General features: G+C 56.3%; 21 protein-coding genes. 9 read left to right on the top strand and 12 right to left on the bottom strand.

The window, feature by feature from the left end:
* Nucleotides 1-620: 620 nt before the first annotated feature.
* Nucleotides 621-935 carry a hypothetical protein gene (locus tag HMPREF1487_RS18890; protein ID WP_010798306.1) on the top strand — a complete coding sequence of 105 codons (315 nt, stop codon included), beginning with the start codon at nt 621-623 and terminating at the stop codon, nt 933-935.
* A gap of 83 nt (nt 936-1,018) precedes the next feature.
* Here the strand turns inward: HMPREF1487_RS18890 and HMPREF1487_RS18885 are convergent, their stop codons facing one another.
* Nucleotides 1,019-1,633, bottom strand: coding sequence for a cyclodeaminase/cyclohydrolase family protein (locus tag HMPREF1487_RS18885; protein ID WP_010798305.1), 615 nt, complete (start codon nt 1,631-1,633; stop codon nt 1,019-1,021).
* A gap of 149 nt (nt 1,634-1,782) precedes the next feature.
* Here HMPREF1487_RS18885 and HMPREF1487_RS18880 point away from each other — a divergent pair, with 149 nt between their 5' ends.
* Genes HMPREF1487_RS18880 through arsH form a run of 4 tightly spaced genes read left to right on the top strand, consistent with a single transcriptional unit; the run spans nt 1,783 to nt 4,661 of the window.
* Nucleotides 1,783-2,139 carry a metalloregulator ArsR/SmtB family transcription factor gene (locus HMPREF1487_RS18880; RefSeq protein ID WP_010798304.1) on the top strand — a complete coding sequence of 119 codons (357 nt, stop codon included), beginning with the start codon at nt 1,783-1,785 and terminating at the stop codon, nt 2,137-2,139.
* Between the two features lie 30 nt (nt 2,140-2,169).
* A complete protein-coding gene (locus tag HMPREF1487_RS18875) occupies nt 2,170-3,453 on the top strand; it encodes an arsenic transporter (protein ID WP_010798303.1) in 1,284 nt (427 codons plus the stop codon).
* A 15-nt stretch (nt 3,454-3,468) separates the two neighbouring features.
* Complete coding sequence (locus tag HMPREF1487_RS18870) at nt 3,469-3,936, top strand: arsenate reductase ArsC (RefSeq protein ID WP_010798302.1); 468 nt, start codon at nt 3,469-3,471, stop codon at nt 3,934-3,936.
* 14 nt (nt 3,937-3,950) lie between these two features.
* Nucleotides 3,951-4,661 carry an arsenical resistance protein ArsH gene (gene arsH, locus HMPREF1487_RS18865; RefSeq protein ID WP_010798301.1) on the top strand — a complete coding sequence of 237 codons (711 nt, stop codon included), beginning with the start codon at nt 3,951-3,953 and terminating at the stop codon, nt 4,659-4,661.
* Here arsH and HMPREF1487_RS18860 read toward each other — a convergent pair.
* Nucleotides 4,646-5,707 carry an ArsO family NAD(P)H-dependent flavin-containing monooxygenase gene (locus HMPREF1487_RS18860; protein WP_010798300.1) on the bottom strand — a complete coding sequence of 354 codons (1,062 nt, stop codon included), beginning with the start codon at nt 5,705-5,707 and terminating at the stop codon, nt 4,646-4,648. The two genes, arsH and HMPREF1487_RS18860, sit on opposite strands and share 16 nt — an antisense overlap.
* A 175-nt stretch (nt 5,708-5,882) precedes the next feature.
* Between HMPREF1487_RS18860 and HMPREF1487_RS18855 the strand changes: the two genes are divergently transcribed.
* The 3 genes from HMPREF1487_RS18855 to HMPREF1487_RS18845 all read left to right on the top strand — a co-directional run bounded on the left by HMPREF1487_RS18855 (nt 5,883) and on the right by HMPREF1487_RS18845 (nt 10,873).
* Nucleotides 5,883-8,105, top strand: coding sequence for an ATP-binding protein (locus HMPREF1487_RS18855; RefSeq protein WP_010798299.1), 2,223 nt, complete (start codon nt 5,883-5,885; stop codon nt 8,103-8,105).
* Nucleotides 8,106-8,553: 448 nt separating this feature from the next.
* Entirely contained in the window at nt 8,554-9,975 is a 1,422-nt protein-coding gene (locus tag HMPREF1487_RS18850) for an amino acid permease (RefSeq protein ID WP_010798298.1), read from the top strand.
* A 109-nt stretch (nt 9,976-10,084) separates the two neighbouring features.
* Complete coding sequence (locus HMPREF1487_RS18845; protein ID WP_010798297.1) at nt 10,085-10,873, top strand: SDR family oxidoreductase; 789 nt, start codon at nt 10,085-10,087, stop codon at nt 10,871-10,873.
* Nucleotides 10,874-10,903: 30 nt separating this feature from the next.
* On the opposite strand, the gene HMPREF1487_RS18840 is transcribed toward HMPREF1487_RS18845, so the two are convergent.
* From HMPREF1487_RS18840 to phhA, 3 genes are read right to left on the bottom strand one after another with little or no spacing between them, the layout of a single operon-like run.
* Nucleotides 10,904-12,100 carry an amino acid aminotransferase gene (locus HMPREF1487_RS18840; RefSeq protein ID WP_010798296.1) on the bottom strand — a complete coding sequence of 399 codons (1,197 nt, stop codon included), beginning with the start codon at nt 12,098-12,100 and terminating at the stop codon, nt 10,904-10,906.
* A complete protein-coding gene (locus HMPREF1487_RS18835) occupies nt 12,097-12,459 on the bottom strand; it encodes a 4a-hydroxytetrahydrobiopterin dehydratase (RefSeq protein WP_010798295.1) in 363 nt (120 codons plus the stop codon). Before HMPREF1487_RS18835 ends, HMPREF1487_RS18840 begins: the two co-directional genes overlap by 4 nt.
* A gap of 17 nt (nt 12,460-12,476) precedes the next feature.
* Complete coding sequence (gene phhA, locus HMPREF1487_RS18830) at nt 12,477-13,262, bottom strand: phenylalanine 4-monooxygenase (protein ID WP_010798294.1); 786 nt, start codon at nt 13,260-13,262, stop codon at nt 12,477-12,479.
* A 278-nt stretch (nt 13,263-13,540) separates the two neighbouring features.
* Here phhA and HMPREF1487_RS18825 point away from each other — a divergent pair, with 278 nt between their 5' ends.
* Complete coding sequence (locus HMPREF1487_RS18825) at nt 13,541-15,109, top strand: sigma-54-dependent phenylalanine hydroxylase transcriptional regulator PhhR (protein WP_010798293.1); 1,569 nt, start codon at nt 13,541-13,543, stop codon at nt 15,107-15,109.
* A gap of 1,335 nt (nt 15,110-16,444) precedes the next feature.
* Here HMPREF1487_RS18825 and HMPREF1487_RS18815 read toward each other — a convergent pair.
* The 7 genes from HMPREF1487_RS18815 to manD all read right to left on the bottom strand — a co-directional run bounded on the left by HMPREF1487_RS18815 (nt 16,445) and on the right by manD (nt 25,519).
* Nucleotides 16,445-18,004: a UxaA family hydrolase gene (locus HMPREF1487_RS18815; RefSeq protein ID WP_010798291.1), complete on the bottom strand. Its 1,560-nt coding sequence runs from the start codon at nt 18,002-18,004 to the stop codon at nt 16,445-16,447.
* An 18-nt stretch (nt 18,005-18,022) separates the two neighbouring features.
* Entirely contained in the window at nt 18,023-19,201 is a 1,179-nt protein-coding gene (gene uxuA / locus HMPREF1487_RS18810; RefSeq protein ID WP_010798290.1) for a mannonate dehydratase, read from the bottom strand.
* A gap of 11 nt (nt 19,202-19,212) precedes the next feature.
* Nucleotides 19,213-20,670, bottom strand: a complete 1,458-nt coding sequence (locus tag HMPREF1487_RS18805; RefSeq protein ID WP_010798289.1) for a mannitol dehydrogenase family protein — start codon at nt 20,668-20,670, stop codon at nt 19,213-19,215.
* Nucleotides 20,663-21,766, bottom strand: coding sequence for an Ldh family oxidoreductase (locus HMPREF1487_RS18800; RefSeq protein WP_010798288.1), 1,104 nt, complete (start codon nt 21,764-21,766; stop codon nt 20,663-20,665). Before HMPREF1487_RS18800 ends, HMPREF1487_RS18805 begins: the two co-directional genes overlap by 8 nt.
* Nucleotides 21,767-21,776: 10 nt before the next feature.
* Complete coding sequence (locus tag HMPREF1487_RS18795) at nt 21,777-23,066, bottom strand: MFS transporter (protein WP_010798287.1); 1,290 nt, start codon at nt 23,064-23,066, stop codon at nt 21,777-21,779.
* 84 nt (nt 23,067-23,150) lie between these two features.
* On the bottom strand, nt 23,151-24,182 hold the full coding sequence (locus tag HMPREF1487_RS18790; RefSeq protein ID WP_010798286.1) for a Zn-dependent oxidoreductase: 1,032 nt from the start codon (nt 24,180-24,182) through the stop codon (nt 23,151-23,153).
* 125 nt (nt 24,183-24,307) lie between these two features.
* On the bottom strand, nt 24,308-25,519 hold the full coding sequence (gene manD / locus HMPREF1487_RS18785) for a D-mannonate dehydratase ManD (protein ID WP_010798285.1): 1,212 nt from the start codon (nt 25,517-25,519) through the stop codon (nt 24,308-24,310).
* Nucleotides 25,520-25,522: the final 3 nt, after the last annotated feature.

Here is a 25,522-nt window from a genome sequence, read left to right as displayed (position 1 = left end):
AAGTTTCAACGCAGGGCCCGGCTTCGGCGCCCTGCAGAATTCCATATAGGAACCCGCTCGCTTTTTTCAAGTAGCACGCCCGACGAACGGTAAATCTTCACCTAGTATCAGCCGATGTGTGCAGGAGTCGGTAGATGAATACGGCTTCGCTGCGTATCGGTGCAACTTCTTTCGTATTGGCGTCGACTTTATGACGATCAGAAGACAGCAAAATGCAATAACGAGACATGCGTCTCACTTTTCTAACGCTATGAACGCTACCCTTTCAAGCACGTGAGATGGACGGGTTTGAGCAACGCAGTATTCATGCTGAAGGTAAGAAGTTGATTCAGCTATGAAATTTTTGATCCCCGCCAAATCTCGCCGTTGTTGTCGAGTAAGTGCTCGTAACGGTTGCCCCATTAAATTGGAAACCGTTTGCAAACTGCCTGTGCGTAGTATGCAAACGCTATAGCGGCTGGAAAATCTCGTTTCAGATCGCCTGAAATTTTTCTCAGGCGAGGCTCAGGCTGAACAGTTCACCGTTCTCATGGCCGGTCGTAGCTGATGGAGCTCCAGCAATATTGAGACTGGTTCAGAGCCTTTGCTCCCGTCTCCCTACCGATTTCGAGATACCTTTCATGGCTAAATACAACAACGCCCTGCGCCGCACCGAAGAAATCTTTTTTGATGATCGCAAACGCAACGAACTGATCATTATCCCGCACGATACTGATGAGATTAGCGAAATTGAGGCACTTTTGACTCAATTATCACGTGCCTCTTTACGAGTCATCCATAAAAATGGCCAGAAGGCGACATTGATGATTCTTCAGGGCTGGAAGTCCAATCCCAAAAAAATCACGGCCAGCTTTACGCCGGGCGTGATTGATGTATTGGGACGTGACCTGGAACCCAAGGATCTGCTGGCCCTAGCTATCGAAAAAGCAACTTAACCCGTACTGCAACACCGTACAGGTACGATAGAACCATTTGGCTTATTCAGGCCAAATGGTTAGTCACATCCGTAGAAAAGTGTCTAGCGGGTACAGACTGCCTTCCTAATGGACTGTAGATACAGGTCTGCCTGCTGCTCAAGCCATTGCCGTTTTGTAACTGCCTGCTCCCGCATCTTGCCCTTCTCCAGCATCTTTGCATCTGCATCTACATTGAGCAGTACCGCCGATAACCCACCCTGCAATAACAGACTCCCAGACAGTATGTCGCTCAGCACATTCTCGGATGTAAACGAAACGCCTTCTTCCGCCAGACGAAGCAGTTCGAGACAGGTTTCTGCTGTTTCCAACGGGACCTGCGTGGCCTCGACCTCGGCATCTTGTACCTCCTGCTCACGTTCTTCTGCCTGGATTGAGGAATGCTCCGGTAGTCGAGCCGCATCCATGTATCGCTCAAACGCTCTTACATCTGCGTCGGCGTAGGTACCAAGCTTCGCCATCTGCTGCTCGACGCGCTTGATCAGCTCGCTCCGACCAGGAGCAGCCGATTTGGATTCGCTGATCCGCAGCGCCATGAGTATCAACGCACTTCCCATCGTGGCCGAGACGACCGCTGCTGCCCCACAGCTGGGTGTCGAGCTGTTGGCAGCCGTTGCATCACGAAAGGCTGCCAGCGTCATGCTCCAGATACTGCTCATGATTCACACCTGCACTCTTTGTCTGTTCTTATCAGAGCGGCCAGCAAGCAAATACGTTTCCAACGTAAGTGTTAACAGATTATATGGATGTGCATATATACGAATTTTCATATATTAATTATAGTGCCTCCCTTATTGAAGGAAGCCATATGTCCCAATCCCTGACGCCTTCACTCCTGTTTAAATGCCTCGCCGACGAGACCCGTGCACGCATGACATTGCTGATCCTTCAAGAGGAAGAGCTATGTGTATGTGAACTCGCCAGCGCTCTGGATGAAATCCAACCAAAGATTTCTCGCCATCTGGCACACCTGCGCCAATGTGGACTGCTAGCGGATCGTCGCCAGGGCCAATGGGTGTATTACCGGATTCACCCAACCTTGCCCGGGTGGATTCAGGCTGTCCTTCGGAGCACGCTGGAAGCCAATCCAGCGTGGCTCGCGGTAGACATGGACCGCCTGCACAAAATGGGTAACCGTCCCGAGCGTAAGGCGCTTTGCTGTTAACCAACGTCAACCTTCCATCGAGTTTCATGCATGCTGATTGCATCTCTGATCTTTCTGATAACGATCGTTCTGGTCATCTGGCAGCCCAAAGGGTTAGGCGTGGGCTGGAGCGCATCCCTAGGAGCCGTTCTAGCACTTCTGACAGGTGTCGTAAGCCTGGGAGACATTCCGGTCGTATGGCATATCGTATGGAATGCTACTGCCACCTTTATCGCCATTATCGTCATCAGCCTGCTACTGGATGAGGCAGGCTTTTTCGAATGGGCCGCATTGCATGTCGCCCGCTGGGGTGGCGGCAACGGACGCAGGCTGTTCGCGTTCATTATCCTGCTGGGGGCTGCGGTTTCTGCCCTGTTCGCCAATGACGGTGCGGCGCTGATCCTCACTCCTATTGTCATCGCCATGCTAATGGCCTTGCGCTTTTCTCCAGCCGCCACGCTGGCATTCGTCATGGCGGCCGGTTTTATTGCCGATACAGCCAGCCTGCCGCTCGTGGTATCCAACTTGGTAAACATCGTTTCGGCGGATTATTTCGGCATCAGCTTTGGCGAATATGCCGCCATCATGGCACCCGTGAATATCGTGAGCATTCTGGCCACGCTGATTATGCTGCTCTGGTTTTTCCGCCGTGAAATTCCTCAGCACTACGACTTGGCCCAGATCAAGGCCCCCCGTGAAGCCATACGCGACCGTGCAACGTTCATTGCTGGCTGGTGGGTGCTGGGCCTTTTGCTCATTGGCTTCTTCATCATTGAGCCGATGGGTGTACCTATCAGCGTTATTTCTGCGGCCTGTGCCCTGCTGCTATTCGTAATTGCGGCGCGAGGTCATGTGATCAGCACCCAGAAGGTGCTCAAGGACGCTCCCTGGCAAATTGTCGTCTTTTCCCTTGGGATGTATCTGGTGGTATACGGGCTACGCAATGCGGGCCTGACAGACTACGTGACGCAGGCGTTGAAATATTGCGCTCATTACGGTGTATGGGGCGCTGCAGTCGGAACCGGCCTGCTAACCGCTTTTTTGTCGTCCATCATGAACAACCTGCCTACGGTTCTCATTGGAGCGCTTTCCATTCATGACAGTGAAACCAGCGGTGTGGTCCAGCAGGCCATGATTTACGCCAACGTTATTGGCAGCGACCTGGGCCCGAAGATCACCCCTATCGGGAGTCTGGCCACGCTGCTCTGGCTACATGTTCTTGCACGCAAGGACATTACGATTACCTGGGGTTACTACTTCAAGGTAGGTATCGTGCTTACCCTGCCCGTTTTGCTCGCGACGCTTGCTGCGCTCGCTCTGCGTTTAAGTCTGTAAGCGCCAGGAGGTTTTATGAAAGTACTGTTCATGTGTACCCATAACCGTTGTAGAAGCATTCTATCGGAGGCAATGTTCAATCATCTGGCTCCTGATGGATTCGAGGCGGTTAGCGCTGGTAGCCATCCTAGCGGGGAGGTCAGTCCATTGACTTTACATGCTCTAAAAAGGGCTGGTATTACAACGGAGGGACTTTATAGCAAGTCTTCCGACGTGTTTGCTGACGCTCCGCCTGATGTGGTTATTACCGTCTGCGACCGGGCAGCTGGCGAAGCCTGCCCGGTCTATTTTGGTCATGCACTCAAGGCTCATTGGGGGCTGGAGGATCCCTCTGCACTGGAGGCCAGCGAAGCGGATATTCAGCAAGCCTTCGAGAAAACGCTAAGGGTCATCGAGCAGCGCGTGCAGGCATTCCTTGCCCTACCATTTGATCGGTTGAATCGGGACGAACTCCGCTCCGCAGTTAATGCGCTTGGCAACTGACCGGGAGGCTTCACTTGGATAACCTGCCGAATCTCGATATGTCCCTGATCGACATTCCCGCTGTCGAGCGCCTGGATAGTCAGCAGCCCCTGCCCCATAAGCCCAGGATCCTGTTGCTTTATGGATCGAACCGAGAGCGCTCCTTCAGCCGACTCCTGACACAGGAAGCTGCTCTTCTGCTCGAACATTTTGGCGCCGACGTCCAAATTTTTGACCCTTCAGGTCTCCCCTTGCCTGACGATGCCCCCGATACCCATGAGAAAGTCATTGAGCTGCGGGAATTGATGCAATGGTCAGAAGGTCAGGTATGGTGCTCACCTGAGCGACACGGCTCCATGAGCGCCGTTTTCAAAGCACAAATCGACTGGGTTCCGCTGGCCATGGGTGCGGTTCGCCCTACCCAAGGCAAGACCCTCGCTGTTCTGCAGGTCTGCGGAGGCTCGCAGTCCTTCAATGTCGTGAATCAGCTGCGTGTTTTAGGTCGTTGGATGCGGATGTTCACGATTCCAAATCAGTCCTCGGTACCCAAGGCGTTTCTGGAATTCGATGAGGCAGGACGAATGAAACCTTCGCCCTATTACGATCGCCTGGTGGACGTCATGGAAGAACTGATGAAGTTCACGCTCCTGCTCCGTGGGCGCCAGACGTATCTGGTAGATCGTTACTCGGAACGCAAGGAATCTGCCGAGGCACTGTCCCGGCGCGTCAATCAACGCTCCCTCTGATCGAGATAGACTTCAATCTCCTGAACGGTGCTCCGTGCCGTTCGGGTGACGCCTACCAGCGTTGCTGATGCCATACCGGTCCACTCACCGTAGCCCACGAGCCACACACGGGGCTCCTTGACCGAACGAGTGCGGTTAACCTGAACGCGTCCATCCGGCTCGACTAGCCCCAGCGCTTCCAGATGCGTCAACGCAGGCCTGAAGCCCGTGCACCAGATTACCGCGTCTACTGCAATTTCATGTCCGTCGGACCAGACTACGCCGCTCTCAGTAAAGCGCTCGAATGGCCGCACGGCCCGTAATACGCTTCGTGTCCTTGCCTCCTTCACGCTGGGAACCATGACAATATCGCCCAGCCCACCCGCGGGCTCATCCCAGACGCGGCCTTCCTGCTGCGCCCTCCAGCGCTCGGTTGCTCGCTCGAACAAGACATATCCATCCACATCGTCCGGTAGAAATTGTGGATCCGCCAGGGTAATCCAATGAGCCTCTGCCACCCTGGATACTTCAGCCAGGATCTGAGCCCCTGAATTGCCCCCTCCGACAATCAATACGCTTTTGTCCATAAAAGGCTCGGCATTGACATACTGTGCCGAATGAATCTGCTGTCCGCTGAACAGTGTTTGGCACGGATAACGAGGTGTGTAGGGATGTCGCCAGGTTCCGGTTGCGCTGACTACCGCCTGGGCTAGCCATGCCTCTGCGCCAGCCTTGACCAGCAAGCCGTCCGGGCGTGACTCAATGCTCTCTACCCAGACAGGACGCCTGATGGGAAACCCGTAACGCTGCTCATACCGGGTCAGATAATCCAGGACATGGTCACGCGAAGGCGTTTCTTCGTGGGTAGGAGGCATGGGCCAACCAGGAATGGAGCTGGAGCTGGCCGGTGAGAAAAGATACAACGAATCCCACCCGTGTTGCCAGGCACCACCTGGATGCTGCTCTGCATCCAGCAACACGAATGAACGTGACGTACGGCGCAGGAAATAGGCAACTGCCAGCGCGGACTGCCCTCCTCCTACCACAACCACGTCAATCTGCTGCATAACCCTGCTCCACCCTGCCACTCTCAGTAGTTTCTGACCGTTCATGCACCCTAGGGGTGCCTACCGCTTCGACACCTTGATCAAACGATCAAGGCCAAATGCAGTCACATCTATAACAGACGAAGTGGCAGTTATTGACTGCACAGCTCTGGATTAGAAGGAGTTTACATTCGGCATGACTGGCCACGATCAACGCGAAGCCGACCCCATACGCTGTGAGAGCGAGCCTATTCATATTCCAGGCGCTATTCAGCCTCATGGGTATCTGATTGCTTTTAGAGAAGCCGATACTCGCGTTCAGCACATCAGCGCCAACCTCCCTACGCTTTTGGACTGCAAAGCGGATGCGGTACTTGGACAGCCTCTTGCAAAGATCCTGAATGCTCAAGCGCTGTCGCAGGTCGAGCAAGCGCTCCGGCAGCCCCATTTCGACGAGGTCAATCCGCTGTTATTGACGGTCGGGGGCCACGAATACGAGGGTCTGCTGCATCAACATGATGGCTTGATCTTTCTCGAACTGGAGCGTGCTCAACCCACTTCGCCTTCTGACGGCGTTCTGAATTCACGCGCGTTGCGTCGCCTGCAAAAAGTACGCACGTTGGCGGATTTGCAGCAAGTGGTAGTCGAGGAGGTCAGAGCCCTGACAGGCTTCGACCGCGTTGTGGTCTACCGATTCGATAACGAAGGTGACGGCCAAGTGGTGGCAGAGGCACGAGATCCTGAGGTAGATCCCTATCTCGAGCTTCGGTTTCCTGCCTCTGATATACCGGCCCAGGCCCGTAAGCTCTATGAGCATAACTGGATTCGCCTGATTCCCGATGCTCGCTATGAGCCGGCCCCCCTGCTTCCGCCATTCAGAAGCGAGACAGGCCAGCCGGTAGACCTTAGTTGTGCAATCCTGCGCAGTGTTTCGCCGCTGCATCGGGAATACATTGGCTATCAAGGCTTGCGGGCGTCAATGAGTGTATCGCTTATGCAGGGCGATTCCTTATGGGGCCTGATCAGCTGCGGTCATAGGGAGCCCCATTACCTTCCCTACCGAATTCGTGCCGCTTGCCAGGCAATTGGCGAGTTAACGTCGCTCCAGATCAATGCGCTCCAAGAGCGGGATGCCCAACAGCAGCGTGAAGCCAAGCAGGAATACCTTTCTCGCCTGGTGGAAGCCATGCATTCGGCTGAAGATGAGGCGTTGATCGGGCTGATGTACAAAGGGGACGATCTTCTGGCGCTTGCGGATGCCAGTGGCGCTGCCATTTTGGTCGATCAGCGCGTATTGGCTGTGGGGGATTGCCCAAGTGATGCTGAAATCAGGGCGCTTGCCCAATGGGCTGAATTGCAACTTGGCGAGAGCGGGATTTTCCATACGCGCTGTCTGCCCAATGAGCTGGCTGATGCCTCTGCCTATGCGCACCTGGGTAGCGGCCTTATGGCTATTACCCTGCCCAAGCCAGTCACCAATATGGTGCTGTGGTTCAGACCAGAGCTGGTCAAAACCCTCAAATGGAGCGGTAATCCGAATAAACCCTTAGAAGCGGACCCAGAGACCGGTCAGCTGCGTCCTCATCCGCGGCGCAGCTTTGCCGTTTGGCGAGAACAGGTACGTGGACGCTCCAAGCGCTGGCTTCCTGGAGATATTTATGCCGTCAAGGACTTGCGCCGCTCAGCGATAGAAATTGATCTGGCCCTTCAGGTCGCCCGCGAACGCGAGGCCGTACGTGCCCGTGACGAGATTGTGGCAGTAGTCTCCCATGACCTGCGTAATCCCATGACGATTGTGACCATGCAGGCAGGCCTTATGCAGCGGATGATCGTGGGCGATCAACGTGAATCATCCAAGCGCTTGCTGTCGGCGATCAATATCATTCAAACGGTCGCTACACGCATGAATAGCATGATTGGCGACCTGTTGGACCTGTCCAAGATTGAATCGGGCCGCTTTCAGATTTCACCTCAGCCCCATGATGCTTCCAGTCTGGTCCACCAGGCGGTGCAACTCTTGCAGTCGCTCGCCGAAACCAAATCCATTCAGCTCAAGATTCATGTAGAAGACGACGTGATCCTGAATGCCGATGCCGAGCGGCTCTTTCAGGTGCTATCGAATCTGATCAGTAACGGTATCAAGTTCACGCCTGCTGGTGGCAGTATCGAAATATCCGTGACGCGTGAGGGTAGCCACGCCTGCTTCTCCATCAAAGACAGCGGCATAGGCATTTCCGATGACGAATTGGAGCACATCTTTGATCGTTACTGGCACGTCAAGGCAGGCAACCCAACGGGAACCGGGCTGGGCCTATTCATTAGCAAGGGAATTGTGGAAGCGCATGGAGGTAGAATTTGGGTCGTGAGCGATCCCGGACAAGGCAGCACCTTTCATTTCACGCTGCCCCTGGCCGCTTGATTGACTGAGGCGTTAGTCCACTACTAGTGATCTGCTCGTCAAGAAACCTTTACAGCAAGCCTTGCAAACCGTGGATGTTGGCACGGCTGTCAGAAAAACGTGACACTTTATCCCACAGCAACAGCCCGGGTCCTTCAGGCCGGGGTTGTTACTTGTGCTGGCTTCGGCTCATATAGGCCTACTGGAAAGGACATTCCATTACCGCTTCTCCGGTACGTCCGCTCCGTCACATACAACAATAAAAGGTGACGCATGATCCTGAACGTAGACTGCCTGCTTTCTAGCTCTAAAACCGCCTCGATTAACCTTACCTATCACAGGTGTACTCATCAAAAGAGTGCTTCAACCGATAAAAGGCGGAGTACCTGCGACATTTTTACCTAGTTTGGCCTTCGCATAGACACGCTTCACACCGCACAATAACAACACCTTGCGTGAGGACGTTTAAATGGTTGGTCGTAACACCCAATCGGGTACACTCAAACGTGGCCTGAAAAATCGCCATATCCAATTGATAGCCCTGGGTGGCGCTATTGGTACTGGTTTGTTTCTTGGCTCGGCAGGCGTCATGCAGTCGGCCGGCCCTTCCATGATCCTGGGCTATGCCCTGGCTGGATTTATTGCCTTTCTCATCATGCGCCAACTGGGCGAAATGATTGTCGAGGAACCTGTAGCCGGCTCGTTCAGCCACTTCGCTCATCGATACTGGGGAGGCTTTGCCGGCTTTCTGTCAGGCTGGAACTGCTGGGTTCTCTATATCCTGGTAGGCATGTCCGAGCTGACGGCGGTTGGCAAGTACATTCATTACTGGTGGCCGGAGATACCCACTTGGGCCAGCGCCGCCTTCTTTTTCCTGCTGGTCAATGCCATTAACCTGGCCAATGTGAAACTGTTCGGCGAGGCCGAGTTCTGGTTTGCAATCATCAAAGTGGTTGCCATCATCGGCATGATCCTGCTGGGAACTTACCTGCTTATCGGTGGCAGTGACCCACAGGCTTCTGTCAGCAACCTGTGGTCGCATGGCGGCTTCTTCCCCCACGGCATTCAGGGATTGGTCATGTCCATGGCCATCATCATGTTCTCGTTTGGTGGCCTGGAAATGCTGGGCTTTACCGCCGCCGAAGCCTCGGAGCCCAAGAAAGTCATCCCCAAAGCCATCAACCAAGTAATCTACCGTATCCTGATCTTTTATGTCGGCGCCCTGATCATTCTGCTTTCACTCAAGCCCTGGGATTCGCTGGTACAGACGCTGACTGCCTCCGGCGATGCGTACAGCGGTAGCCCCTTTGTCCAGATCTTCTCTCTGATTGGCAGTGATGCAGCGGCCCACATCCTGAACTTTGTCGTACTGACCGCAGCGTTGTCCGTCTACAACAGTGGTTGCTACTGTAACGGACGCATGCTGTTGGGTCTGGCTGAGCAAGGCGATGCGCCTCGTTTCCTGGCCAAGGTCGATGCTCGCGGCGTACCGGTAAGTGCCCTTCTGTTCTCGGCCGCTATTACCTTCCTGGCGGTAGTTGTCAATTATCTGATGCCGCAGCAGGCGCTTGAGCTCCTGATGTCGCTGGTAGTGGCAACGCTGGTAATCAACTGGGCGATGATCAGCCTGGCGCATCTGAAGTTTCGTGCGCAGATGAAGCGCCAGGGTGTCAGCACGGCGTTCAAGGCGTTCTGGTATCCCTATGGGAACTACCTGTGCCTAGCGTTTGTAGTCTTCATCCTGGGCACCATGCTGTTGATTCCCGGCATCAATATCTCGGTCTACGCCATTCCGGTATGGCTGGTCATCATGGTGGCGTGCTATCGCCTCAAGCGTAAGCCGGACGCCAACGCCGCAGAACCTTCGCTGGCAGCCACTTCGGCTGACTAAGCCAGACACCTGGACCCGTAAGGGTCCAGGCTCCTCCTCTGTATCAACTTTTCCCTCCCGCTGTAGCCTAATGCTCCGATCTTGCGTGTTCGCAACCGGAGGAAGAGCAATGGATTTAGGCATTTCGGGACGCTGGGCAGTGGTATGTGCTGCCAGCAAGGGGCTGGGTAAAGGCTGTGCCAGCGCGTTAGCTCAGGAAGGCGTCAACCTGGTAATCAATGCACGCGGCCTTGAAGCACTGGAGGAGACCGCCACATTTCTACGCTCGCTCAATCCTGCTATTGAGGTCCGCTGTGTCGCAGGCGATATCAGTGATGAAAACGTCAGACAGGCACTCCTGACTCAATGTCCACAGGTCGACATCCTTGTGAACAACGCAGGCGGACCTCCGCCGGGAGACTTTCGTGACTGGACGCGGGAGGACTGGCTGAGCGCCGTCGAGACCAATATGCTGACGCCCATCGAGCTGATCAAGGCAACCGTTGATGGCATGGCGGAGCGAGGATTCGGTCGTGTCGTGAATATCACGTCCTCTGCCGTCAAGGCGCCTATCGATATTCTAGGATTATCCAATGGCGCACGCAGCGGCCTGACGGGGTTTGTCGCCGGGCTTGCGCGTCAGGCTCGTCTGGCGGAGCGCAACGTTACGATCAACAACCTTCTGCCAGGTTCTTTCGATACCGATCGGCTACAGAACACGCTGGAGCGTTCTGCACAGTCCACTGGCAAGCCGGTAGCAGATATCGTTCAGCAGCGATTACAGACGATCCCCGCCAGACGCTTCGGCACGGCAGATGAATTCGGTGCGGTGTGTGCTTTTCTATGCAGCCAACATGCGAGTTACATGACCGGCCAGAACGTGTTGCTCGATGGTGGGCATTACCAGGGCACGTTCTGAAAGAAAAGCCGGCGATTGCCGGCTTTTCCGCTACCGAGAGACCTCGGCAATCGCACGTGCCAGCTCATCAAGCCGGCTCTCGTCCAGCCCGGCGACATTGGCCCTGCCGCTACTGACGAGATAAACGCTATAACGCGCCTTGAGCTGTGCGACCTGCTCAGCGGTGAGTCCTGTATACGAGAACATACCGCGCTGCACGGCAATATGAGCAAAGCGCTCGTTCAAGCCAAAGGGGATCAGTGCTTCGACCAGTCCCTTGCGCAAGCTCGTGATACGCGTGCGCATGGCATTGACTTCTTCCTCCCACATTGTGCGCAATGAAGCAGTACCCAGGATCTCGGCCACGACCGCCGCACCATGGGAAGGTGGCGTAGACCAAAGATTACGGGCAATCGAGGCGAGCTGGCTGCGTATGGCCAGAAGACGATCTGCATCTTCCGCCACCACGATCAGCCCTCCCGTACGTTCACGGTACAGACCAAAGTTCTTCGAGCAGGAGCTGGTAATCAAAAGCTCTGGCAACGCCTGGGCAAATAACCTGACAGCCCAGGCGTCTTCTTCCAACCCGTCGCCAAACCCCTGATAGGCAAAGTCGAACAAGGGCAGCAGCTCGCGCTCCTTTACGATCCCCAATACCTGCTGCCAATCGGCCCGACTCAAATCGAAGCCAGTCGGATTATGACAACAGGCGTGCAACAGGATGACGTCACCTTTGGGAATCTGCCGCATGGCTTCGAGCATACCGGCTACATCAAGACGGTTATCTGCCCCCACATAGGGGTAATGCTGCACGGCGAGCCCGGCGGCCCTGAACAGCGTTTCGTGAATCGGCCAGGTTGGCTGACTCAACCAGACGCCCTTGCCTGGCAGACACTGCGCAATGAACTCCCCTGTTAGCCGCAGGGCTCCTGTACCACCGGCGGTCTGGGTACAGCCGGCCCGTTTGTCATCGATCACCGCGCTATGTGCACCTAGAACAAGGTGCAGCAGGTAGGTCCCGAAGCTCACATCGCCGTGGCCGCCAACATAGCTTTTGGTCTGTTCGCTGCCAATCAATGCCTGCTCCGCCAGTTTGACGGCTTTGGGAATGGGAGTAAGGCCTTGCCGATCCTTATATACGCCTACGCCCAGATCCAGCTTGGCGGGGTTAGGATCGGCTCGAAACGCTTCAAGCAGCCCCATGATCGGGTCGCCGGCTACCCAGTCGACCGTCTTAAAATGGCTCACTTGCGCCCCTCCGCTGTAGCCGCCACCTCGTCCGTGCGGGCCGCCATGATGAAATCGTTGCGATGAAGTCCTTTGATCGAATGGCTCCACCAGGTCACCGTCACCTTGCCCCATTCGGTCAAGAGGCCGGGATGATGCCCTTCTTCCTCAGCAATAGCGCCAACGGCATTGGTGAACGCCAGCGCATGGCGAAAATTCTTGAAGCGGAAGACCTTTTCGAGCTGCATGATTCCGTCACGCACTTCAATGCTCCAGTCCGGAATCTGCCGAATCAGCTCCGCCAGCTCTTCTTCGCTGACTTTGGGGGCATCGGCGCTACAGGCTTCGCAGTGGCCTTGTTTCAGAGCGGTAGCAGTCATGTCTTCTCCTTGTAATATCAGGCTGCTTTGGGCGAAAAGCGGGGTTTGTGAAGCCCGAGCTGCATGGCCTCGCGAACCATGCCCATGATGTCTTCATGAGCGACCTGGAATAGCCGCTTGAGTTCAGGCAACACGAAATAGACGGGTTGCAGAATATCGATTCGATACGGGGTACGCATGGCCTCGATGGGGTCGAACGGCAGGTGCTCCGGTTCGGCCGAAAGCGAATACACCGTCTCCTTGGGCGATGACAGGATACCGCCTCCATAGATCTTACGTCCCATCGGCGTATCCACCAGTCCAAACTCAATGGTCATCCAGTACAGGCGCGCCAGGAAGATGCGCTCTTCCTTGGAGGCAGCGAGCCCCAACTTGCCGTAGGTATGGGTGAATTCGGCAAACCAGGGATTGGTCAGCAGCGGACAATGGCCAAAGATTTCATGGAAGATATCGGGCTCCTGCAAGTAGTCCAGCTCTTCCCGGGTTCGAATGAACGTGGCGACTGGAAACTGCTGGCTAGCCAACAAGGCGAAAAACGTCTCGAAAGGGATCAACGCTGGCACTTGTGCCACGCGCCAGCCCGTGGTGCGTTCCAGTACGCGGTTGACTTCGGACAACTGAGGTATGCGGTCCATAGGCAGATCAAGCTGGGTAATACCGTCCAGGTATTCCTGGCAGGCCTTGCCTTCAATCACCTTCAACTGCCGGGTGATCAGCGTATTCCATACACCGTGTTCGTCATCCGAGTAATGAATAAAACCAGACTCATCCGGTTTTCTCGCCACGTACTGCGTACCTTTCATGTAGCCTCCTTGACGGCGGATGCCGCTGGGTCTTGTTGTATGGCTCTAGCAATAGCGCGAAGGCGGTCTGTGTGTATAAGGGTAAAAGATCAAGGCAGCATATGTTGCCTGGATAATTCGTAAGAAAATCTTTACAGCAAACTGTTAAGGGTTCACTTCAGGCTGTGTGGTTTACTTGATAAAAGGCCTATCTGGCACATATTCTTGACACTCAATTTGCGGCCCATTGAAAAATTCGGCTGCACCGCCCGCCATAATCACAACAATGGGCCTGCTCGATGCGAATCAAAGTTTTGTGTCAGAACCGCGTAGGCATTCTGCGCGACATGCTCAATCTGTTGGCTGACTACGGGATCAACGTGGCCCGTGGCGAGGTGGGAGGCGACCAAGGCAATACGGTCTATCTCTACTGCCCTAATCTGATCAATCTGCAATTCCAGGCACTGCGACCCAAGCTCGCGGCCATCCCCGGTGTGTTCGATATCTGGCGTATCAGCCTCATGCCCAGCGAGCGTCGCCACCTGGAACTCAATACGCTGCTCGGCGCGTTGGAGTTTCCCGTGCTGTCGATTGATATGGCTGGCCATATCGTTGCAGCCAACCGCGCAGCAGCACAGCTATTGGGTGCCCGAGTGGACGAGGTGCCCGGGATGGCACTCTCAAAATATGTGGATGAGCTGGACTTGCCTGAGCTGGTTCGTGCCAACAAATCCCGGCTCAACGGTCTGCGTATTCAGATCAAGGGCGATGTCTTTCTCGCCGATATTACCCCCCTGCAGACCGGGCATGACGACAGCGAGGCCCTGGCGGGCGCCGTACTGACGCTGCACCGTGCCGACCAGGTGGGCGAGCGTATCTATCAGGTACGCAAGCAGGAGCTTCGAGGGTTTGACAGCATCTTCCAAAGCTCCAGGTCCATGGCTGCTGTCGTCCGGGAGGCGCGACGCATGGCTCCTCTTGATGCGCCGCTGCTGATTACCGGCGAAACCGGTACCGGCAAAGAACTGCTGGCGCGGGCCTGTCACCTGGCAAGCCCTCGCGGTCAAGCCCCCTTCATGGTGCTCAACTGTGCGGGTCTGCCCGAGTCGATGGCTGAGACGGAACTGTTTGGATACAGCGCTGGTGCATTTGAAGGGGCTCGGCCAGAGGGCAAGCTTGGACTGCTTGAGCTTACCGCCGGCGGCACGCTTTTTCTGGATGAAGTGGGTGAGATGAGTCTGCGCCTTCAAGCCAAACTGGTTCGGTTTCTGCAAGATGGGATTTTTCGCCGGGTGGGTAGCGACGAGGAGGTCTACCTGGACGTCCGTGTCATCTGCGCCACCCAGCAGGATCTGTCCGATCTGTGCGTACAAGGCGAATTTCGCCAGGATCTGTACCATCGCCTCAATGTGCTTTCGCTGCACATCCCCCCCTTACGGGAATGCCTGGATGGACTGGAGCCGCTGGTCGAACACTTTCTGGATCAAGCCAGCCGCCAGATCGGCTGCCCGCTCAAGCCTTTGGCCCCTGCCGCCTTCGAGCGACTACGCCATTACCCCTGGCCTGGCAATGTGCGTCAGCTTGAAAATGCACTCTTTCAAGCGGTTTCCTTGGCCGAAGGCAAGGTAGTTAAACCTGAGCACATACGCCTGCCGGATTACGGTACCCCACAACCGCTGGGACACTTCACGCTGGACGGTAATCTTGACCAGATCGTTGGTCGATTCGAAAAGGCAGTGCTGGAACAGCTGATTACCCAATACCCCAGCAGCCGCTTACTGGGAAAACGACTTGGCGTCTCCCATACCACCATTGCCAACAAGCTCCGGTTATACAGCATTGGGCAGCCTACCGAGCCGCAAGGATAAACAGCCAAAATCGGTGTGAAATATCCAGGTGATCGAACACGATCTGCACAGTTAATGCCTGAATAGTATCCGCAACCACAAGATGGCCACGCTTACTCAGCATAGCCACAACCGATGAACGTAGGCCGGTTTTTCATGAAGCTGTCCGAACCGGTGGTAAAGACGCCATGTTGATTGAGTATTGGTTAATCAGCGAGTCCCTGTTGCACGACGCGGCGGACTCGACGGCCTTTAACCTGAAGGGTCACTTGATTCGAGCGCGAGACAGAACGCTTCGACCTCTCAAGGTACTTTACGCACTACTAGATCCTAATTTGGCAGACTACTGCACCGGACATTTTATCCTTAAATTTCAATTATTTAAACTAAAAAATTGATCCTATATCTAACGTTAAGTGAACGGTTTTTAAATACTGGGTAGCTACGTAAAGAGCTGTTCAAATCTGATCGAATAGAAGATTTAATCGCTATAAATCAAAAACTTATTTATGTAATTTAATGTTATTTATAGATATAAACCAACATTAAAGCATGCCGTGCGCTCTCATCTGAAAAGCCCCTGCGGTCAGACAGGAGGCTTTGTACGTTGATCAATGCGGAGCTGGTGCGGAGCCGACTGGCGTGAACTTATAAAGCTTGTCATTAGGGCCTGCCAAAATTGAAGCGACCATAGCCAGAGCCCCAGAACAGTTGACCATTTATAATCGATGGCGCACTGGCTACCGAGCCACCTGACGCATACTTCCAGATAGTAGCCCCGGTATTGCGTCGAGCACTACCATGTCACCGGACATCGAACCGGCATAAACCAGACCCGGCGACGACGCCATCGGCCCTAACCCGACTGCCTATTTTGACGTCACCGGATTGGTACCGGTGGCAGGCACTTGGCAGAGAATCCGGCCAGTTGTCGCATCCAGCGCGGACCACATACCACCCTTCCAGCTTTTCTGGAAATCAGGCGCCAACGTGTGATTCTGATTTGAGGAATTGTTGATCGACACATAGATTGGAGAATTGAGCGGATCTACCGATGAGCTCCACTCGATTCCGCCGATCGTGTCTCCAGGGCCTACCTATGTTAACCAGAGGGTTTGCCGGTCCTGCGTCCAGTACCAGCCTCGGGTTGGCATAATTATCCGGTATTAGGCAGGCCGTTTGAGCGTTATTAGTCGATGCGCCCTAGACACAACAGCACGCTGCGCTCGCCGAATGCCATAGACCCTGCGGTTGAAGGGGTCAACCGTCAGCATGCCTCACACGACAGCGTCGGCAGGCTGTTGGTTGACACGCCGGTGCCGATACAGGAAGGATCACACCGTGCGGCCGAACAGATTATGTGATGGCGCCAATATGCCAGGGAACGAATTCATTCTGCCCATAGCCGTGCTGCTCGCTCTTGCTTCGCTCGCCCGAGGCAATCCTGAGCATTTTGTCGAAAATCTCGGCTCCGGATGCTTCGATGGTCAGCGTACCGGTCGCGATTTCGCCACAATTGATGTCCATGTCCTCTTCCTGACGCTGCCAAAGGGCGTTATTGGTCGAAAGCTTGATCGAGGGCGCCGGTGCGCATCCATAGGCCGAGCCCCGTCCGGTAGTAAAGGCAATGAGATTTGCGCCTCCCGCAACCTGTCCGGTAGCGGAAACCGGGTCATAGCCGGGCGTGTCCATGAATACCAATCCCTGAGCCCTTACCGGCTCGGCATATTCATAGACAGCCATCAAGTTACTTGATCCGGCTTTCGCTACCGCGCCAAGCGATTTTTCCAGAATGGTCGTAAGACCACCCGCCTTGTTGCCTGCAGACGGATTGTTGTTCATTTCCGCTCCCGTGCGTCGGCAATATTCTTCCCACCAATGGATGCGCTCGATAAGCTTTTCGCCTACCTCACGGCTGGTAGCCCGACGGGTCAGCAGATGCTCGGCACCATATATTTCCGGTGTTTCGGACAGGATAGCCGTACCACCGCAGGCTACCAATCGGTCCACCGCATTACCCAGGGCCGGATTGGCGGTAATACCGGAGTAGCCATCCGAGCCGCCGCATTGCAGGCCTACTATCAAATGACGGGCACTCACAGGCTGGCGCTCGATGCGATTGGCTTCGCTCAAGAGGTCTTTCACATACGCAATGCCTTTGGCTACGGTCTTGGCCGTACCTCCCGTATCCTGGATGGTGAACGTACGCAGTGTTGCGGTCGCTTCCAGCCCCTGAGCCGCCATCATGCCTTCGATCTGGTTGGTTTCGCAGCCAAGTCCGATCACCATGACCGCCGCGAAATTGGGATGGACGGCATATCCGCCCAGGGTGCGGCGCAAGATGGCCAGAGGCTCGCCTGCTGAATCCACAGCGCAGCCGGAGGTATGCGTCAGCGCGACGACGCCATCCACATTGGGATAAGGCGCCAGAGCGGCCGGATTGATATCCCGCCGAAAATAGTCAGCCACTGCCCGAGCTACAGTCGCCGAGCAATTTACCGAGGTCAGGATACCGATGTAGTTGCGCGTCGCTATACGACCATCCGGGCGGACGATACCTTGAAACATTGGCCCCTCGGTGGGAAAGGCCTGCACGTGGGCATCCTCTCCAAAAGCATAATCCCGGGCAAACTCGCCCATCGCCAGGTTATGAACATGGATGTGCTCGCCGGGCATGATAGGGGTCGTGGCAAAGCCGATGATCTGACCATAGCGGCGCACCGGTTGCCCGCTATCAATCCGGCGCACCGAGAACTTGTGGCCTGCGGGAATGGGCTGACTGAGGGTTACGCGCTCCTCCACGATGGCAAGCCCTGCCGGCAGCGGCTGTAGAGCCACGAGGACGTCGTCCTGCGGGTGGAGGCGAATCACGGCTTTGGCGGTATCGATCCCGCCTGTTTTTGTTATCAGTTCCATGGCGTTCTCACGGTAATGTCAATTTTGCAGTAATTGACGCACGGCCAGCTCTACCCCGCGCAACTCTGCCAATCCTTTGAGACGGCCGATCAGTGAATAGCCGGGGTTGGTACGGCGATGCTGATCATCCAGCAGCTGATGACCATGATCGGGCCGCAAGGGAAGTCGGGGGCCATGCTCATGTTCGCGTCGACGCTCTTCCAGAACCAGCTCACGGATCACACCGACCATGTCTGCGTCTCCGGCCAGGTGATGCGCTTCGTGAAAGCTGCGCGGATCAGCCTCGCGCTTCACCGAGCGCAGGTGAGTGAAATAGATGCGAGGCGCAAACTGCCGAGCCATGGCAACGAGATCGTTATCTGCACGCACCCCGTAGGATCCGGTGCAAAAGGTCAACCCGTTGGCCGGACTGGGTGCCGCATCAAGAAGCCATTGGGCGTCCTGTGCGGTAGACACGATACGAGGCAAGCCCAGAAGAGGCCGTGGCGGATCGTCGGGGTGAATGGCCATGCGTACGCCCGCCGCCTCCGCCACCGGCATAATGGCCTTGAGAAAGTAGCCCAGGTTTTCCCGAAGCTGCTCCGCGTCGATGTCCGCATAGGTCGCAAGCAGTCCTTTGAAATCATCCAGGCTATAGTGCTCTTCAGCGCCTGGCAGACCGGCAATCAAAGTAGCAACGAGCGTATCGCGCCGGGTGTCGTCCAGGTTGTCAAAATAGGTACGGGCCCGCTGGATATCGTCCTCGGTGTAGTCCGCCTCGGCGCCTTCACGCTTGAGGATAAAGAGATCAAACGCGGCAAATGCATCCTGATCAAAGCGTAGTGCCCACCCGCCGTCCTCCAGCGGCCATGCGAGGTCCGTACGGGTCCAGTCGAGGATGGGCATGAAGTTATAGCAGACGATGTCGATACCGCACGCCGCGAGATTGCGAAGGCTCTGTTGGTAGTTGCCAATGTAGTCATCGCGGCGGCCACAGCCTCGCTTGATATCCTCGTGAACGGGAATACTTTCCACCACCGACCAGGTCAGTCCAGCTGCCTCGATCATCGCCTTTCGTTCACTGATCGCCTCTACTGTCCAGACTTCCCCGTTGGGAACCTGATGCAAGGCCGTGACGATGCCTGTCGCGCCGGTCTGCCGAATGTCGCTCAAGCTGATGGGGTCGTTAGGGCCGAACCAGCGCCAGGTATGCTCCATGACTTCGCTCCTCAGTGATTATTATTGTTCGTCGCTTCTGCGAGCGCCGCGGCAATACCTTGGGTGCTCAGCACACGGTAGGCTTGATGCACGGCCTGCCGGAACCCCTCCTGCTCGGTCAGACTCGCCGGAAAGACGTCCATAAGTCCCAGAAAGGCCTCGACCAGTGCCCCTCCCTGCCGGTGCGCATGCAACTCAGCAAAGGTGTCACGCAGCGGATCATTTACCTCATGCGCCCCTTGGCTGCTCTGCCCGGAGCAGTACTCAATCCAGGCCGCTACGCCAAACGCAATGCAGCTGATTCCGCCTCCCTGAGCAAGCCGTGCTTCCGTGCCGGAGAGCCAGCGCTGAGGCAGCTTTTGCGAGCCGTCCATAGCGATCTGATGCAAACGGTGCTGGAGGCTGTCGTTGCGAAAGCGTGCTATCAGATCATCAGCATAGGCGTTGAGGTCGATTCCTGCCGGCATCTCCAGCGTCGGCATGGCCTCGTCCTTCATGTAATGCCGGATGAGTCTGACCAGTGCAGGATCATTCATGGCGTCATACACCGTGGTATGACCTACCAGTGCACCTACGTAGGCCAAAAGTGAATGGCTGCCATTGAGCAGGCGTAGTTTCATGGTTTCGAATGGGCGTACATCCGTTACCATCTGCACCCCCTCCTGCTCCCAGTCGGGCCGCCCCTGAGGAAACTGATCCTCTATCACCCACTGGCTGAAGGCTTCGCCGATAACGGCTGCCGAGTCCTCACACCCAAGCTGACGCAACGTTTCGAACGAGGCGTCAGTCATGGCCGGAACAATGCGGTCTACCATACTGCAGGGAAACGCGACCTCCTGACTGATCCAGGCGGCCAGTCGTTCATCTTGGGCAGCCGCCAATTGCGTTACCGCCTGCCGTGTTCGCTGGCCGTTGTCCGGCATGTTGTCACAGCACAATACTGTAAAGGGGGCTATCCCACGGGCATGACGTCGGCGCAAGGCCTCTACCAGCAGACCTGGGGCCGTGCGCGGCGCATGAGGCGTGCGAATATCATGGACGATATTGGGGTCATCTACGCGTAGCTGCCCAGTGGCGGGACTCAAGCAGTAGCCTTTTTCCGTCACAGTTAGCGTTACCATGCGTGTCGCCGGATCGGCCATTCGTTCGAGCAAGGCTTCTTTATCTTCACCGTCTTCGCCGGCATAAAGTACCTCCTGCAGCGCCGCGATTTCCCGCAAGGCAACGTGCTCACTGTCGCGGTATTCGGCCACGTGATAGCGACAACCTTGCGCACGAAGCTGATCGACAAGTACCCGGTTGGACCGAATGTTGGCGCTGCATATACCCCATTCGCCTCCACCATGCCGTGCCAGAGTGCGCTCCAGGTAGACCGCCTGATGCGCTCGGTGAAATGCACCAAGGCCCAGATGCACGATGCCGATGATCGGCTTTGGATAGGTTGAGGGATACCGCTCGACTTCACGCATGGGAAGGCTCCTTGATTCCTGCCAGAGTAACGCCACAGGCTTCCCCCAGCGCTTGAAGGGATTCGATCACCCCTGTCTCAACCGGCACACCCTCACGCGATGCCGCTTCCTGGGCCTGGATTTCCTTGAGTCCCGCGTACCAGACCTGATCGTGCCCTGCGGCAGGCTCCGAGGTGCGCAGGTCTGACAAGAGCTGATCCATGGCTTGGCGAAACTCATCCGCGGGACGGAACAGGTCGATTCGAAAAGCAGCAAAAAAGTGCCCCACTCGCCCCGTACTCCCAGGCGTATCGTGCAGGTGCCTGCCAAACCCATGCCCCGCCAGTGCGCCACAAAGGATGTCGACCATCACGGCAAGACCATAGCCCTTGTGGCCACCAAACTCGGTGCCCGCACCGCCTAATGGGTGCAACCCGCCGCCTGCATAGATGTTCATGCTTTCCAGGAGACTGGGGGCATCATGGGCATCGCCTCCATCCGGTGCCGCAGCCCATCCAGTGGGCAACGGTGTGTTCTGCCGGCCATAGACTTCTAGCTTGCCGCGCGTCACGGCTGTGGTCGACATGTCCAGCACAAAGGCCTTTTCCCTGTCGGCCGGTGCGGCAAAAGCGATCGGGTTGGTGCCAAACATGCATTGTCGACCATGCGTGGGAACGCCAAGTGCCGCCGTGTTGGTCATGGCGATGCCAATCAGGTCATGGGGCAGCGCCTGCATGGCGTACCAGGCGGCAATACCAAAGTGGTTCGAATCGCGTACGGTCGCGAAACCCGCGCCGTGCTCGCAGGCTTTGGCAATCACGGCATCCATGGCCTGCTGGCTGACCGTGGTGCCCATACCGCCCTGGGCGTCCAACACCAGCGAGAGCGGCGTTTCATGAATCAGCTTCGGTTTGGCATCTGTCAGGATACTGCCCGCCTTGAGCCCTCGCACATAGCGCGGCAGACGTGCTACGCCATGGGAAGGAATGCCCCGGGCGTCGGAGTTCACCAGCACTCGGGCAGCGAGTTCGGCGTCCGGTGCGGCGAGACCATGGGCTCTAAAGACCTGCTGGCAGAATCCTTCAAGCGCCCCTTGTTCTACACATGTGTACTGCATCTGCAACTCCTTACGAGGAACGGCCCAGTACTGACGGCGTAGCGACCGATGGCGCCATCTCCGCCTGCACAGGGGCAATAGGCTTGACGAAACGGGCCACACACAGCGCACCCACAACCGTCAAAAGACCTGCCAGGAGGAAGGCACTGGTAAATGCCCCGGTAAACTGGACGATAAAACCGGTCACGGTTGGTCCGACGATGCCGGAGGTATTGGCCAGGAAATGCATGAAGCCGCTTACTCCACCGACCCGTGCCGCCGGTACGGTATCCTGGATGATGGCCCAGTAAATAGCGCCGGTCAGATACAGGAAGAATACAGACAGCGCCACCAGCGCTACCGCGCTATACATGGTGGAAACAAGCCCGGCGCAACCGATGCAGACCGCACAGCACAACAGGCACCCCACCAGCACCACCTTGCGCGAGAACATCACCCGGCCGGTTTTCTTGAGCACGAAGTCGGACACGAAGCCACCCAGCGCCAGTCCCAGGCATCCCAGAATCCACGGAATGACGGTCGCGATGCTCATGTCCTTCACGTTCATGCCATGAGCCATGGTCAGGTAGCTTGGGAACCAGGTCAGGAAGAAGTACAGCGTGTAGTTGTAGGTGAAGAAGGCAAACGCCGTAAACAGCACGGTAGGCTGCTTGAGGTAATACCGGAGTGGCTGAGTCGGCACGTTGGCAATCTCGGTGAGCCGTTCACCCTCTTCGATTTCACGTGCTGCCGCACCGTCCGGCTTGGCCTTGATAAACTTGAACCACACCGCCGCCCATACGAGGCCAATAATCATGATGACGATAAAGGACTCCTTCCAGCCGTAGGTGACGGCAATGATGCCTACCACCGGCCCGGAAATGGCGCCACCCAACGGCGTACCGGCCATGGAAACGCCCAAGACGCGTGCTCGCTTATCGGGCGCGTACCACGTGTTCACCATCTTGCTGGTCGTCACGCTTAGCGGCCCTTCCCCCATGCCAAACAGCACGCGGATCAGGAACAATGAGGCAAAGCCCAGGGCCAGCACCGTCAAGCCACTGAACAGTGACCACAGCACCATGGCTACCAGCAGCGTGGTTTTGGCGCCGTAACGATCTGCCGCCCAGCCGCCGACAAAGTTGAAGGCTGCATACCCTACGAAAAAGCTGCTGAAGATCAGCCCCATCTCGCCGGCATTGAGCCCAAAGTCCTTCTGAATGAACGGAGCCGCCACAGACAATGCCGAGCGATCCAGATAATTGATGACACCCGCCAGAAACAGCATGACGAGTACCAGGCTACGACCTTGACCAAACATGGAAACCTCCCGCTTCTTGTATTTATCGGTGAGGGCGCCCGGGTGGGCGCGTATCGATTGGAAAGACGGCTAAGGCCGTCCGAGTTAACCCGCCACGTGCATCAACTCCACTAACACCTTACGCGTCTGCTCAGGATGGCTTTCGATCAGATCAATGGCCTCAGGCATATCGTCAAAGGCTACGCGATGGCTGATCAGATCCTGCGCATTCAGCTTTCCGGTCGCCATCAGCTCAATCACCCGTGGAAATTTGCGGTTGTTGAGCCGCGATCCTACTAGCGTCAATTCCTTCTTGATCATTTCCAGCTGTACCAGGTCGCTGGGCGCTGCATTGAAACCCAGAAGACCAATCCGCCCGGCGGGTGACGCCAGCCGCACTATTTGAGGCATCAACGCAGGAATACAGGCTGCATCTACAATGAGCGGTACGCCCTCGCCTCCGGTCTGCTCCTTCATGACAGACTCCACATCCTGTGCCTGCCCGTTGATCGTGCATGTCGCGCCCAACGCCCGGGCTGTTTGCAGGCGCGTATCAATCACATCGGTAACAGTGATGTCGGTAAGTCCCAGGGCGCGCGCCATCTGCACGATGGTCAACCCGATAACGCCAGCGCCATAGACCAGTACAGAGTCGCCTGGCTGAGGTTGCATGCGATCAAGCACGTTCAGCGCGATGGAATACGGCTCCACCAAGGCGGCATGGCTGAGCGGCATCCCCTCTGGCAGTTTGTGAGCGTTCTCCGCTGGCACACTGACGCGCTCGCTGAAACCACCGTCGCGGTGCACGCCAATCACTTGCAAATGGGTACAGACATTAGAACGGCCAATGCGACAGGGGTAGCAGGTGCCGCAACTGATGACCGGATCGACGCACACACGATCGCCAACGCTCAGCGTCTCGACACCCTCGCCGACCTCCTGAACGACACCGGCAAACTCATGCCCGGTCACCCGTGGAAACCGAACGAATGCGTTCTGCCCATGGATGATATGCATGTCCGAACCGCAGATACCCGCATACGCCACGCCTACCACCACCTCACCTGGCGCAGCGACTGGTGTCTCGACCTGGGCCAGACTGAACTCATGGGGAGCCCGTACCTGAAAGGCTTTCATTATTTGCCACTCCTCTGGATCGACCTAACGGCTGCACCGGCGTTACCCAGCAGCCTCCCTGCATACAATCGGTTCTGTTTGTTCATTGTGCGTACCCGTCTGTTGTTGTCATTGTCGAGCATGATTCACCAGTGCCAGAGCGTACCGTCTACGAGGCGGTTTACCGGCAGACTGGCACGCTTGTAGGGATAGCGCGCCGCCAGATCTTCATCGATGTCTACGCCATGCCCTGGCGCTTCGCCCGGCGTGAAATGACCATCTTCGAATCGATACGCGTGGGGGAAGACTTCATCGATCCGCTCCTCATGGGGCATGTGCTCCTGGATGCCAAAGTTAGGTACCCAGGTATCGAAGTGCAGTGCCGCTCCCATGCATACCGGTGACAGGTCAGTTGCGCCGTGAAAACCGGTACGCACGTGGTACAGCGCCGCCAGATCAGCGATCCGCCGGACATGGGTAATGCCACCGGCATGCACAAGCGTTGCACGGATATAATCGATCAGCTGCTCCTGGATCAACTCGCGGCAGTCATGGATCGAGTTGAAGACTTCACCCACCGCCAGTGGTGTGGTGGTGTGCTGGCGGATCAGGCGGAAACCTTCCTGATTCTCGGCAGGCGTACAGTCTTCCAGCCAGAACAGATTGAATTCCTCTACCGACTTACCCAGACGCCCTGCTTCAATAGGCGTCAGGCGATGGTGCACGTCGTGGAGGATGTGCAGGTCGTCACCGAAGCGTTCACGAACCGCAGCAAACAGCTTGGGGACATACTTGAGGTACTTGGCAGTGTCCCAGACGTGTTCGGCCGGCAGGTCACTGTCTGCCGGCTCGTAGCGCTCACCTTCGCGCTTGGCTACACCATAGGTGGTGGGAATACCGGGAATGCCACATTGGACTCGGACGGCCTTATAGCCCAGCTCTACATGTCGGGCTACCTCATCCAGGCAGGACTCAATGTCCTTGCCGGTAGCGTGCCCGTATACCATCACCTGCTCACGACTCTTGCCGCCAAGCAATTGATACAACGGCATATTGGCGGCCTTGGCCTTGATGTCCCACAACGCCAGGTCAACCGCGGCAATCGCCGTCATGGTGACGGGCCCACGACGCCAGTAGGCACCGCGGTACAGGTACTGCCAGATGTCTTCGATTCGATGAGCATCCCGTCCGATCAAGGCAGGAATAACATGTTCTTCCAGATAGGCGACCACGGCCAGCTCACGGCCATTGAGGGTAGCATCGCCGATTCCGTAAAGACCTTCGTCAGTCACAATCTTGAGAGTGACTAGATTACGACCGGGACAGGTCACGATAACGCGGGCTTCTCTTATCTTCATTGT

The sequence above is a fragment of the Pseudomonas sp. HPB0071 genome, assembly GCF_000478505.2.
Taxonomy (GTDB): Bacteria; Pseudomonadota; Gammaproteobacteria; order Pseudomonadales; family Pseudomonadaceae; genus Chryseomonas; species Chryseomonas luteola.
Note: the sequence above shows the minus strand (reverse complement) of the source record. Positions and strands in the feature narration are given on the sequence as shown.